The 13,778-nt window shown below is 71.9% G+C and carries 6 protein-coding genes; 3 read left to right on the top strand and 3 right to left on the bottom strand.

The genetic code is table 11. The features are described 5' to 3' along the window. Positions 1 to 31 precede the first annotated feature (31 nt). Positions 32 to 2,665, top strand: coding sequence for a PKD domain-containing protein (locus ABZV40_RS12900; protein WP_355439342.1), 2,634 nt, complete (start codon positions 32 to 34; stop codon positions 2,663 to 2,665). Positions 2,666 to 2,668: 3 nt separating this feature from the next. Here ABZV40_RS12900 and ABZV40_RS12895 read toward each other — a convergent pair whose 3' ends face one another. The 3 genes from ABZV40_RS12895 to ABZV40_RS12885 all read right to left on the bottom strand — a co-directional run bounded on the left by ABZV40_RS12895 (position 2,669) and on the right by ABZV40_RS12885 (position 7,675). Further along, positions 2,669 to 4,042: a toll/interleukin-1 receptor domain-containing protein gene (locus tag ABZV40_RS12895; protein WP_355439339.1), complete on the bottom strand. Its 1,374-nt coding sequence runs from the start codon at positions 4,040 to 4,042 to the stop codon at positions 2,669 to 2,671. Positions 4,043 to 4,232: 190 nt separating this feature from the next. Beyond that, a complete protein-coding gene (locus ABZV40_RS12890) occupies positions 4,233 to 4,904 on the bottom strand; it encodes a phosphoribosylformylglycinamidine synthase subunit PurQ (RefSeq protein WP_355439336.1) in 672 nt (223 codons plus the stop codon). Beyond that, positions 4,901 to 7,675 (bottom strand): AIR synthase-related protein, encoded by a 2,775-nt coding sequence (locus ABZV40_RS12885; protein ID WP_355439333.1) that lies wholly within the window; start codon positions 7,673 to 7,675, stop codon positions 4,901 to 4,903. Before ABZV40_RS12885 ends, ABZV40_RS12890 begins: the two co-directional genes overlap by 4 nt. Positions 7,676 to 8,289: 614 nt before the next feature. Between ABZV40_RS12885 and ABZV40_RS12880 the strand changes: the two genes are divergently transcribed. Both ABZV40_RS12880 and ABZV40_RS12875 read left to right on the top strand, forming a co-directional pair. Continuing rightward, a complete protein-coding gene (locus ABZV40_RS12880; RefSeq protein WP_355439330.1) occupies positions 8,290 to 11,688 on the top strand; it encodes a penicillin-binding transpeptidase domain-containing protein in 3,399 nt (1,132 codons plus the stop codon). Further along, entirely contained in the window at positions 11,685 to 13,778 is a 2,094-nt protein-coding gene (locus tag ABZV40_RS12875) for a hypothetical protein (protein ID WP_355439327.1), read from the top strand. Before ABZV40_RS12880 ends, ABZV40_RS12875 begins: the two co-directional genes overlap by 4 nt.

Raw genomic sequence — 13,778 nt, 5'->3', positions numbered from 1 at the left:
CCTGATCCTCTCGGAAGCGACGGACTGACCGATGAAACCGCTGACAAGACGTACCCGGCGCCTGACGGCGCTCGCCGCCGTCGCCACGACCGCCGCGGCCGTTCTCGTGGTGGGACCGGGCTATCACACCTCGCAGGTGCGCATGCGTTCCGGCACGGTCTGGCTGGCGTCCAGCCAGACCGGCGAGGCCACCCTGGTGGACGGCGCCGCCGCCGAGGTGGCGGCCCACGTGCCCGTGGCCGAGCCCGGCGCGGCGTTGACCATCGCCCAACGAGGTAACGCCGCCGTTGTGCTCAACCGGAAAACCGGCCGGTTGAGCAGCGTCGACAGCGCCACCGAGCGGGTCACCCCGCCGGTGCCGGTGCTCCCCGCGAGCGACGGGCTGGTCGTGCTGCCCGGTCCGGACGCGCTGCACGTGGTCGATGTCCGGAGTGGAATGACCACCGCGGTCGACCCCGCGACGCCGGCGCCGCGAGGCGAACCGCAACGGCTGGCGGAGGTGATCAGACCGGGCGACGTCGGGGTCGACGAGCACGACCGGGTGTGGGCGATCGACGACACGACCGGCGACCTGGTCTGGCTGGACGGGGGACGACGACGAACCCGTCCCACAGCGGCGAAGAGCGGTCACCTGACGATCACCGAGGGCCGACCGGCGCTGGTGGATGCCGAGCACGGCACGGTCGAGCTGCTCGACCCCGAGACCGGTGCCGTCGCGCGGTCCGTGCGGCTCGGCGCACGGACCGACGACACGACGGTGATCAGGGGGTCCGCCGACCAGGCGAGGGTGCTCATCGCGACCGGAAGCCGGGGTGAACTGGTCTCCTGCGCGTTCGACACCGGCTGCACCGAGCCCGTGCAGGTCAGTTCCGCGGGTGCGGAGCTCGGCAGCCCGGTCGAGGTCGGCGACGACGTCGTGGTGCCCGACTACTCCACCGGGCAGGCCACGATCGTCGATCTCGCCTCCGCCCGGACGGTCGCCCAGCGCCAGCTGTTCGACCGGCCGACCCGGTTCGAGCTGATGGCCAAGGACGGCATCGTGTTCTTCAACGACCCCGACGGCAACACGGCCGGGGTGCTGGACCTGGCCGGCGACGTCCGGACGATCACCAAGTACACGGAAGGCCCCACCTCGGACGAGGCCACGCCCGCACCGGATCCGCGGGCGCAGGAGACGAAGATCGACCACCGGAAGCAGCAACCGGGGCTGGAACTCCCCCGCCGGACCGGCTCGACGCCGCAGGCGAACCCACCACCGCCGGCGCCGGCGACCACGGCGTCCATCGTGGTCCGGCCGGGCAACCGCGGTGTGGTCGGAGACGAGTTCGAACTGACCGTGCTGCTCCCGCTCGCCGCAACCGCCACCACCCGATGGTCGTTCGGCGACGGAACGGAGGCGGTGGGCACCACCGTTCGCCACCGCTGGCGACAACCGGGCAGCTTCACCGTCCGTGCCACCGCAACCCTCGGCAACGGGAGCGAAGCGGAGCCGGAAACCGTGGTGACCGTGGTTCCGGCGGAGGCGCCACCGGGCATCACGCAGATCGACGTCCGGCGACCACGGCCGGTGATCGGCGAATCGGTGCACTTCAGCGCGGACGTCACCGGCCACGCCGACCGCTGGCGGTGGACCGTGACCAAGCCCGGCGCGACCGCACCCCTCGTCACCGCGGACACGGCGGAGTTCGACCACAGCTTCGCCGCACCGGGTGTCTACACCGTCGCGCTCACCGTCACCGGCGGCACGCGGACCGCGCAGTCGTCCCGCCAGCTCAAGGTCTCCCGCGGTGTGGTCAAGGCGTGGGGCCTCGACAACACGGGCCAGACCGAGGTTCCGCGCACGGCCTCGAGCGGTGTGGTCGCGATCGACGCGGGCCTCGGCCACTCGCTGGCCTTGAAAGCGGACGGCTCCGTCATCGCCTGGGGCGACGGCGAACTGGGACAGACGGACGTGCCGGTGGCCGCGACCAGCGGAGTGATCGCCATCGCCGCGGGCGATGGCCACAACCTGGCGCTGAAGGCGGACGGCTCCGTCATCGCCTGGGGCGACAACGGTTACGGCCAGGCGACCGTTCCACAGCAGGCCTTGCACGACGTGATCGCCATCGCCGCCAACGGCGTCCACAGCCTGGCGTTGAAGGCGAACGGCTCCGTCATCGCCTGGGGCGGCGTCGAGGAGTTCCCCGTTCCGCAGGAGGCGCTGAGCGGCGTCACCGCGATCGCCGCCGGCGTCAGCCACAGCCTGGCGTTGAAGGAGGACGGCTCCGTCATCGCCTGGGGCGCCAACTGGGCCGGTCAGACGACCGTTCCCCAGGAGGCCCTCGGCGGCGTCACCGCGATCGCCGCCGGCACAGGCCACAGCCTGGCGCTGACGCCGGGTGGCAAGGTGATCTCCTGGGGCCGGGCCCAATGGCCTGCCGTGGCCGTCCAGCAGGACGGCGATCCCTCGCACGAGCAGGACGTGCCACCCGCGGCACAGTCCGGCGTCATCTCGTTCGCCGCCAAGTACACGCACAACCTGGCGGTGAAGACGGACGGCACCGCGGTGGGCTGGGGGCGCGACGTGGAGGGCGCGGCGACGGTGCCGCCCGAGTACAACCACGGCGTGCTGGCCGTCGCCACCGGTTCGCTCTTCAGCCTGGTCCTGATGGAGGACATCGAGTGACGGCTACGAGTAGCGGGTGCGGGTGGCCTGGCGCAGCTCCCGCCAGGCCGCCGCGACCCGGTCGGGATCGCCGCCGAACGCCCCGGCCCGCAACAGCGCCGAGTCGGCGTTGAGCCGGGCGAGGTTGCGTTCGTAGATCACGTCGTCGACCCGGTCGAGCCGCACCGCGAACTCGCCGAGCGAGGAGAACGCGCCGTCGTGCAGCTCCAGCAGGCTGCGCAGGAACTCGTAGTCCGCGAACGCCCACTCGAACGCGGTGCCGTCGACGACGTTGAAGAACACCCTGCTCAACACCAGCCTCAGTTGCACACTCAACGCGTGGTGCGGTGGCGCGCCCGCCCAGGACGGGAGGGACGCCGCGTGCCGTGGGTCGACGACGTTGCGCAACGCCAGCGCGCGCAGTGCCGGGGTCGCGCGCTCGTCCGAGGTTCGGCAGAGCACGCGGTGCAGCAGGTCCTCCCGTCCCGAGGCCACGGCGGCCACGCCGATCACGTAGACCAGCAGCAACGCCGGGTAGGCCGCGGCGTCGACCCACACGTCGTGTGCGGCGCGGTCGCGCGGGGCGGGGCGCAGGAAGCGTTCGACCAGGGCCGTCCACAGGTCGTCGTGGCGGCGGTCGCCGGAGCGGACGCCGATGGCGACCAGGCGCAGCAGCGGGGCCAGGTCGTGTTCGTAGCCGGTGAGCCGTTTTTCCAGCTCGGCGGGCAGTTCGTCGACGTCCAGGTGGCCGGTGGCCGGATAGCGCTGCTCGGTCAGCAGGTCGAGGACCGCGGACGCCGCGGCCTGGACGCGGTCGGTCACGGTCTGGCCCACCGGTTCGGCCAGCGCCTGCCGGAACTCGGTGACCGGGCTGCGCAGCTCGCCCTCGGCGGGGCGGTCCGCGCGCGGCAGCGCGGAGGGTTTCGCGGCCAGGAGCTCCGGGACCAGCTCGACCAGCTCGTCCACCAGGCGGGGCAGGTCGAGGTCGTCGCTGCGGTGGTGGATGCGCAGGTACTGGCAGCGGGCGAGGCGTTTCAGCACGTCCGGCAGGTCGGCCTCGGTGAGCGGGGCGATGCCGTCCATCAGCACGGGGATGACCCGCAGGCCGCACTGGAACGCCTCGGTGATCTCACGGCGCACCCAGTCGTCGGTCTTGTCGAGCCGACGAGCGCCCTCGCGGTCCACGGCGCCGATCCAGCGGGGACCGATGAGCGCGAGCAGCACCTCGCAGCGGCGCAGGCCGCTCAGGATCTCGCGGGAGAAGTCCTCGCCGAGGCGGATCGACTGGCTCGCGTAGAAGACCTGGTCGGCACCGAAGCGCGCGCTCAACTCCCGTTTGACCAGGGCAGCAGCCCACTCACCGTCTCCGGTGCGGTAGTTGACGAACACGCCAGGCATCGCTCGTAGCCTCTCATGGTGAGCTGTGGCCTGGAGATTACTGATCGCCGTTCAGCGGCTCGGGCAGACCTGGGTGATCTCGCTGCGCGCCCCTGACGAACCTCATCGCGTGGGCGCCGAAGCCCGAGGTCGATGAAGGGCTCCTTCCTCCACCTGAAGTGGAGGAAGGAGCCCTTCATCGAGCACCCGGCTAGCGGACCGCGCGGACGCCGTTCTCGAAGAACGCGAGCCGCACCTCGCGGTCCACCGCCCGCTCGGGGTGGTCCATCAGCCCGAACGACAGCCCGTCCAGGCTCGTGATGCCCGCGATGTCCGCGAACGAACCGTCCGGATTGGACTCCTTCTCGTAGCGCAGCGCCACGCGGTACTCCGCGGGCGCCGTGCTGTCGGGGTGGAAGCGGCCCTCGCCGTGCGCGCACGGGAAGACGAGGGTCTGACCGCCGAGGCCGGTGAGCCACGGGCTGTCGTTGTCCTCGTCGACGACGTGCCGCTGGTTCTCCTCGTTGCGGAACGTGCCGGAGCTGTTCACCTTCAGCCCGACCCTGCCGAAGCAGCCGCCGCGCACCGCGATCTGGAACCCGTTGCAGATGCCGATCAACGGCCGGGTGCGGCACGTCTCGAACTGCTCGGCGAGGTGGCTGCGCAGCAACGCGCCCGCCACCGCGCCCGCGCCGAGGTGGTCGCCGAACGAGAACCCGCCGGGGATGCACAGGATGTCGGCGTCGTCGAGCCGTTCGTCACCCGCCAGCAGGTCGGCGGCGAACCGCAGCCGCGGGGTCGCGCCGACCGCCGCGAACGCCGCGACGGTCTCCTCCTGGCAGTTGGTGCCGGGCAGGTACAGGACGTTGACGGTCGGCTTCATGCGATCCTCGCCGTGAACGAGTTGAGCCAGCCGTCGCGCGCGGCCGGGGTGAACAGGTCAGTGCCGTCGAGCAGGATGCCGGCACCGGGCACGAGCGTGCCGAGCACGACCGGGTTGAGCTCGGCGGGCAGGCGGTCGACGTCGGCGGGGGCCACCTCGACGACCGCGCCGACGCGGTGCTCGGCGAAGAGCGACTCGGTGGTGCCGGACTCCAGCCGCACGCCGGTACCGCTCGCCAGCACGCCCTGGGCGAGCGCCGCCGCGACGCCACCGGCGCCGATGCGGGCACCGCTGCGCAGCAGGTTCCTGCTCGCCGCCAGCGCGGCCAGGTAGCCGTCCACATCGGACAGCGACAGCTCGTCCAGCGCACCGCCGGGCAGCCCCAGCTTGCGCGCGGCGACCGTGCCGACCGGTGACGGAGTGGACAGTCCGATGTGGACCAGCACGTGGTCGGTCGCGGTCCACTGCTCGCGCAGCAGGCCGTCGCGGTGCGGCACCTTGCCCAGCGCGGTCAGGAACACCGCGGGCGGCACGCTCACCAGGCCCTCGTCGGTGTGCACCGAACCGGCCGAGGAGTCCTTGCCGGAGATCAGCGGCACACCGAAGTGGCGGACCAGCACGGCCAGCTCGTCGACCATGCCGACGAGCCACTCGCGCCAGTTCTCCGACAGGTGCGGGGTGTAGAAGTTGTCGCACATGCAGACGTCGTGCACCGCGACGCCCGCGAGCACCTGGCCCGCGAGCAGCGAGCAGAACATCTGCCGCGTCGCGGCGACCGGGTCGGCCTCGAACATCCACGGGTTGAACGCGGTGTTCAGCACGGCCGCGGCGGGCGAGCCGGCGACCGGCGTGCCCGCCCAGTACGCCGTGCGGACCGGGTGCTCGGTGCCGTAGTGCGGGCCGTAGAAGGTGTTGCCCTGGACGGTGGAGTCGTACTGCGAGTCCGCGTAGTGCTGTGACGCCACCTCCGCGTCGGAGACGACCTGCTCCAGCAGCCCGGCGAGCTCCGCGGGTGCCAGCGCCGGCCACTCGGGCACGCCGGACGGGCGCGGCGGCGGGCCGACCTCCTGCCGTTCGACCTCGATGTCGAGCAGGTCGTACGACACGTCGAAGCCGATCTCGCCCTGGTGCGCGGGCACCTCGAGCGGCGGCGCGGCGAGCAGGGCCTGTTCGGTCAGGTCCGGGGCGTGGAACACGTGGTAGCGACCCGTGTCCGCGAACCGGCCGATGGCGGTCGAGCGCACCATGTGCTTGTCGAGGATCTTCTTCGCCCGCTCCTGGTGCTCCTGCGGCACGGCCAGCAGCATGCGTTCCTGCGACTCCGACAGCAGGATCCGCCACATCGGCAGCGCCGCGGTCTTCAACGGCACCAGCGCCGTGTTGATCCACACGCCGCACGCCTCGCCGATCTCACCGACGGCGCTGTTCAGGCCCGCGCCACCGACGTCGGTCAGCGCGCGCAGGCAGCCCTCCTCGCGCAGCTCGATCAGCGCCTTGCGGAACTTCACCTGCTCCAGCGGCGCGCCGATCTGCACCGACGCCGTGTCCATCGTCGCGCCCGCGGAGCTCGCGGAGGCGCCGTGGATGCCCTCGTTGCCGGTCAGGCCGCCGATCAGCACGACCAGGTCGCCGGGCCGCGGGGTGCCGCGCTGCGCCGCCGACACCGGCAGCAGGCCGATGCTGCCGCCGAGCGCGAACGGCTTGGCGCGGTAGGCCGGGTGGAACGTCATGCGCGACGACGTCATCGGCACGCCGAACGTGTTGCCGTACTCCTTGATCGCCCGGATCGTCTCGCCGGCGAGCCTGCGCGCGTCCGGCCTGCCCTTGATCGGCGCGGGCGCCTCCGGCTCACCGACGGCGGTGTACTCGAAGCTGCCGATCGGGTCGGCGCTCAGCCCGGTGCCGAGGATGTCGCGCAGCACGCCGCCCAGCTTGGTCAGCTGGCCGAAGTAGCCGGAGATCGCCGACGGGCCGTTGTGCGTCTCGGCCTTGATCGCGATGGCGTGGCCGTCGTAGAAGTCCCACACGCCCGCGTTGTCGTGGAACATGCTCAGCACGTTCGGGTTCGCCACGTCCTTGGCGGCCGAGACGAGCCGGCCGAGCAGGCTGCCCAGCGACTTCCACGTGGTGTGCGCGCAGTGGTCGCTCCAGCGCGCGTCCAGGGCCTCCAGCAGCACGTCGGTGACGAACTCGTCGCCGAGCGTCCGCTGGATGTGCTGCACGTGCTTCATCTGGGCGAGCGAGAGGTTGCGACCGCCCGCCACGCCCAGCTCGGCGAGCGCGGCGTCGTCGAGCCCGCGCAGGTCGTAGCGCACGGCCGACTCGTAGTGCCCCTGCGGCACGAGCGTGTCGTACTCGGGCTCGGCGTCGTGCAGCTCCTCGATCGTCGCGTTGAACCGCGTCGAGACGACCAGCTCGCGCAACCGCGGCGAGGCGGACCTGTAGCTGGTCGCGACCTTGCCGGCCCGGGCCTTCACGCCGAGAAGCGCGCACACGGTGATGATCGAGTCACTCTCGTTGTCGACCACGCCGCGCTTGTAGGCGACCTGCACGGCGCCCGCCTCCAGCGGCTGGTCCACGGTGACCTCGACGTCGAGCTGGTCACCGAGCACCGCGGCCACCTCGGTCAGCGCGGCGGGCGCGGGCTCGCCCTCGAACTCGACGTAGTAGTCACGCCACACCTCGAGGTCGTCGAGCTCCCACGACCGGCCGAGCTCACGGATGTCGGGTTCCGCGCTGCCCGCGGAACGCACCGAGAACTTGTGGATCAACAATCCTCCTGGACCTCGACGGTGGCGTCACCGGAGATTGTCCTCAATGGCGTGTGGGCTCGTGGAAGTACCCCGACGGTGGACACGATCAGGAACCGTCCGGCGACGGACCGTGACCACCGCCGCGGCAGCGGTCACCGCGCACGGCACAGGGACCGGCCAAGATCGACGAGAGCCGCGCGGTCGTCGGCCGGACCGGTTTTCCACAACCGCAGGCGCCGAACACCATTGCGATCGACTGCGCGCGGGCAGCCTCGCCGTAAAAGGCGAAAAAGAGGGACAAAAGCTGGCCACCTCCGGCCGTGACCAGTTTTGCCATTTATTCGCCCTGCGACGGAATCGATCGACCGACTATGAACCCCATTGTCGTGACCAGGACTTTTGCCACCAGGAACGCAGGTGGAACATCGCTTATCGAGCACTCGGCACAGGGTGTTACGACTCCAAACGGGTGAACGAAGAACATTCGCCACGACCGTAACGCGTGTCCAGTCGGCTCCGATCAGCAGTTCGATGCGGCCGAAGAACGCCCCACCACGGAGTGCGACGCCGACTTCTCGCATCCGTGATTGCCTTTGTTCACCCTGCACCGGAATCGGAGGGCTGCGGCGGCGATGAGTAACGGCCTCTCCGCGTACGGGTCGATGTTTTTCGGCGGATTCGACGGTTTCAGCCGGTCGTTCATCCTCGTCGGGCTGTTGCTCGCCATCGGCAACGCGCTGCGGTTCCTGACGAACCGCCCGTCCGCGGCCATCGGCGCGCACGACGCTCCCGAACCTTCCCCGTACATCGCCCTGCCGGGAGTGCTGCTGCGCGGCGGCGCACCGAGCCTGTGGTGGCCGTTCGTCCTGGTGTGGCTGGGTTTCCTGTTCGGGTCCGGGTGGCGGACCACGCACTGGGCGCTCGCGGTCCTGGTCCTCGTGCTGATCGGGGTGGGGTTCGGCCTGCACCTGCTCAAGGCCGCGCACGGCCGCCGGAAGGACGCGGTCGTGTCCGGACCCGCTTTGGCGGTGCTGCTGACCACGGGCGTGCTCGTCCTCTTCGGACTGTTGCTCACCGTGCGGCTGGAGGTCGTGCGCGACCCGGCCGTCGGTTTTCGCGGTGCCCTCGAAGGCAGCGCGCCCACCGACGCGCTGACCAAGGCGATCCTGCCCGCGGCCGCGCTCGCCCTGGTGCTGGTGCTGCCGGCGTTCAAGGTGCGGCCCGGCAGGATCAAGCCCGAGCGGCCGCGGCACGACCTGTGGCACGCGGCCGGGCTGCTCGTGGTGTTCGCCCTGTTCGCCGCGCCGCTCGCGGGCGACGGGCAGCTGAAGGTCGCCGGCATCGCGACGCCCGAGTTCGGCAAGATCGTCTACGTCGCGGTGCTCGCGATGATGCTGGCCGACCACGCGGTCGGGTTCCGGATCGAGCGCAAGCGGCTGCGGGACTCGCGCGACGACGTGGCGCACGCGATCAGGGCGCGGCGGCACCTGCTGTACCCGTTCGTGCTGTTCGGGATGGTCGGCGTCGCGAGCACGCTCAAGTCCGACATCGGTCCGCTGATCCCGGTGTTCGCGGCCACGGTCACGATGGTGTGGCTGGTCGTGCGCTCGGAGGTGGCGCAGGCGCTCGACGTGAGCCGGCAGCGCGGCACGGCACGGGCGGCGGCGGTCCTGCGCAACACGTGGACGTTCACCCGTCCGATGCTCCTGCCGCTGCTGGCGCTCGCGGCGCTGGGCTTCCTCGTCATGCTGACCACCTCGTACATCACGACGCGGTGGGAGACCCAGCGCAACCCGTGGGTCTACAACTGGGCGCAGTCCTGCACCGACGTCACCGCCGGCAGTCAGCCGCCGGTGGTGCCCGCGGGCACGACGGCGTGCCAGGAGACGATGGCCGGCGAGCACTCCAGCGTGCACTCGCAGATCGCGCAGTCGCTCGCGACGATCGCGGACGGCGGCCTGTGGGGACGCGGCCTCACCGACACGACGTCCGGCACGTTGCCCGCGGGCAGCTCGGACCTCGTGCTCGCGGTGATCTGGAGCAAGCTCGGCGGTCTCGTCGTCGTGCTGCTCAGCGCACTGCTGGCGGTGCTGGCGGCGGCGCTCGCGAGACTGTCCCGCACGACCGGCAAACCGGCGTCGGCACAACGGCTGTTCATCGGCGGGCTCGCCGGGATGATCCTCGCGCAGTTCCTGTTCGTGCTGGCCGCCACGGTCAACGCCGTGCCGCACTCGGGCATCACGGCACCCTTCCTGTCCTACGGCGTGCAGTCCACGGTCGCGCTCGGCATCGGCGTGATCGTCGCGGTGCTGCTGCACTACCGCGGCGAACCTCAGCCGGTCGCCGCACCGGCGTCCCGGCCCGCCTTCTCCGGTTCGCTGCTGGCGTTCCTCACGTGCGTGATGCTCGCGTGGGGCGTGACGGTCTGGCCCTACACCGGTCTCGCGGAGAACCGCCCGTTCTGCGCCACGGCCGCCGCCGTGGTCAGGGCCTCGGAGTGCTCGACGGACCGGATCGCGCAACAGCGCACCTCCGTGCAGCTCGTCATCGGCGGCAAGGCCCAGTACCTGCGGCAGGGCGCCGACCCCACCTGGGCGCCGGTGGGGCAGCCCGAGGTCGCGCTGGCCGACCTCGCCGGGATCGTCGACGGCACCGCGCTCGGCGACGCGCTGTCGACCGGGGCCGGCACGTCGCTCGCGAGCAGGCTCGGCCCGCCGGCACAGGCGGCACCGGGCGCGGTCGAGCTGTCGGTCGACCCGAAGATCCAGCAGGCGATGGCGGCAGCGGTGCGAAACGGGCCGGGCAAGCTCGCGGGCGGCCTCGTCGTGCTGGACGCGGCCTCCGGGCACGTGCTCGCGGCGGCCAGCGCCCCGACCGAGACCGCGCGGGCCACCGCCTCGGCTCCGCTCACGCAGGAGACCGAGGACTTCCTCAAGGCGCACCAGGACTACTACCACCGCAAGGCCGACGGTTCACCGGACGAGACCCGCAGGTGCGACCCCGCGGGCGTGACCGCGCAGGACCGCGCGGACTGCGTTCGCTGGGGCCTGCGCGCCGCGACCGCCGGACCGTCCACACAGGACAGAACGGCGCTGAGCGGGTACGTGGACGGGCGCACGGACGTGCGGCTGCCCAGTCCCGGGATCAACCGGGCGTTCGGCAAGCGGTACGGCCTGGGCTCGACGTTCAAGGTCGTGGTCGCGGCGGCGTACCTGCGTCGGCCGAACACCGCCGCGACCGATCTGATCAGGGCGCCGCTGTCGGTGCCGGTCGGGGGCGGCAAGCAGATCCTCAACTACAACAGGGGTTACTGCCCCGGCACGACACCTCAGGAGACGATCACGCTCACCCAGGCGCTCGCCGTGTCGTGCAACACCGCGTTCGTCGAGCTGGCGAAGACCGTCGGGTGGAAGGCCGTCGAGGACACCGCGAAGGCGTTCGGCTTCGCGCAGCGGCAGCCGGAGGAGGGGACGGCGTGGCTCGCCGGCGTCACCGCGGGCCGCGACTCCGTCGTGCCGCACGACCTCGCGGCCACCGACCTAGCCAACGAGGCGCTCGGCGGCGGCCAGGTCGAGGGCACGCCGCTGCAGATGGCGACGGTCATGGCGGCGGTGGCCAACGCGGGCAAGGCGATCCAGCCGTCCCTCGTCACCTCGGTCACCGGCGCGAACGGCGGGCAGCGGCACCCCGTCACCGGCGAGGTGCGCCAGCCGCTCACCCCGGCGCAGGCCGCGCAGCTGCAGCAGGCGTTGTCCGCCACCACCACCGAGGGCACCGCGACCGGGCTGACCACACCGGACGGCCGCCCGCTGTGGGTGAAGACCGGCACGCACGTGCTGGCCGAGGACGGTGCGCCGCAGGACGGGGAGTTCGTGCGGCAGATCGCGTGGCTGGTCGGCGCGTTCACCACCCCCAAGGGGCCGGTGTCGTTCGCCGTCGCCGTCGAGACCAACGACGAGCAGGAGGGCGCCGCACGGGTCCGTCTGCTCGCCCAGCAGGCCGTCAACGAGGTCCTGGAGGTGCGCGGATGACCGCGGACATCGACCCCCGCTTCGAGGAGGCTGTGCGGATCGAGGCCACCACGAAGTTCCACGACTTCCTGGCGCGGCTGAAGGCTCCCGCCGGCGGCCTGACCCTGGTCAGGATCAGGATCGTCACGGCGCGGGCGCTGTCGGACCCGGTGAAGGCGAAGATCCGCGAGTCGCTGCAGGACGTCCGCGCCGACCACCGCGACGTCCGCACCAGGGTCACCTTCACCGTCGACGCGACCGTGCCGCGCGGCCGCGAGGTGCGCTGCGACGCGGTGGAGGCGAACCACGAGGACCTCGCCGAGCCGCCACCGGAGTTCGACGACGACTCCTCCGAGCTGCTGGTGCTGAGCTGGGGCGCGCTGCGGTTCGAGTTCGTGCTCTCGGCGAGCCCGAAGTGGCTGCCGTTCGGCCGCCCGCACGCCAGGGACGACTACGGACCGGGTGTGGTGCTGCCCCGCTCGATGCTCGCCGTGCCGTCCGGCCGGCTGCTGGACTTCCGCTTCCACAACGGGGAGCTGGAGCTGCGCCGGTACCCGCACGGCGAGCACATCGCCGTGCGCGCCGACGACCGGTTGCTGCTCGTAGAGCAGCAACCGCTCACCGTCGGCCGCCGGGGCCGGATCACCTTCGCCGACGTCCACACCGGGGACGAGTGCACGCTCGACTACGAGCTGCAGGACTGGCTCGTCGGCCAGCCGAGCGTGCCGGGCGAACCCGACCACCTGGACGGCTCCCCGCACCAGGCGGTGCACCCGTCGGGACGGATCCTGCTGATCGAGCCGCCGCGCACCACGACCAAGCCGGAGGAACGGCTCTTCCCGGTGCCGTCGAGCAGTCCGGACCGGCCGATGCGGCACCTGGTCACGCAGGTGCTCTACTCCGAAGCGTCCGAAAAGGACAGTCCACGGCACCGGTGGCACGTCAAGATGTACCGCTGCGCGACACCGCAGCACGCCGGGCAGCTGCGCCGGTACCTCAACACGCAGGCCGTGCTCATCGAGCAGGTCAACTCCTCGGTCGGCGGCACCGCGCAGGCACCGCCGTGGGTGATCGCGCCGGTGCAGGTGCTGTCCGGCCGCACCGGCCTGACCGGTCCCGCGCAGCCGACGGACCTGCACCTCCCGGAACGGGACGTGGTGTCGGACCCGGAGAACCGGCTGTCCGCGTGGTTCGGCGTCGCCGACCGGCCGCAGCCCGCGTGCTTCGTGCTCGTCGTGTCACCGCTGCTGACCCCGGTCGGCTGGCCGCTGTCGGACATGCGCACCTCCGCGCCGGGCGTGGAGCAGCTGGCGGAGCTGCGCACGCTCGCGGTGGGCGTGGACGCCTGCCACGAACGCGACATCGCGCACTGCGACATCAAGCCCGCCAACGTCTGCCGCTACCTCACCGCCGACAACCGCAGCGGCTACGTGCTGATCGACGGCGACTCGGTGGCCCGTGCCACGGCCCAGCTGCCCGAGCTGCGGTTCAGCGCCGCCTACGCCTCACCGGAGGTGCTCCACCAACGGCACCGCATGCGGGCGCCCGGCCGTGAGGGCACCGAGGTCGACCTGCGCGAGCACGACAGGTTCGGCTTCGCGCTGGTGGTCCTCACCGCCGTCGCGGGCGCGGACCGGGTCACGCCGATGCTCACCCAGGACGACGACGGCCGGCGCACGGTCGACTCCCCGGACGTGGTGGCGGGCGCGCTCGCCGCCTACTGGCCGGAGCACTGGCGCCCGTTCGCCGCGGAGCTCGCGGCACCGCTGCGGCCCAACGCGCTGGGCGGCGACGACTGGAGCGCGACCGCGTGGATCGACCGGCTGCACGCGCTCATCCCGCCGCGGAAGTCCACAACGGACGGTCCGTTGCCCGACGACGACCTGCCGCCGGTCGGCAGGCACGCGCGGCACGTCGACGAGATCCGCGCGGAGGCCAGGGCCGAGGTGCTCGGTTACAAGACGCGGGTTCCCGCGGTCGCCGCGGCGCTGCGGCGGCACCAGCTGTCGGTGGCCAGGAACGCGTACTGGCGGGAGATCGCCGTGCGCGGGCTGCTGCCGCTGGCGGTGCCGCTGGTCCTGCTCGCCGGTCTGCTGCTGGGAGGGAGGTGA

Source organism: Lentzea sp. NPDC004782 (assembly GCF_040609115.1).
In the GTDB taxonomy this organism is placed as follows: domain Bacteria; phylum Actinomycetota; class Actinomycetes; order Mycobacteriales; family Pseudonocardiaceae; genus Lentzea.
This window is presented reverse-complemented; position numbering and strand designations above follow the sequence as displayed.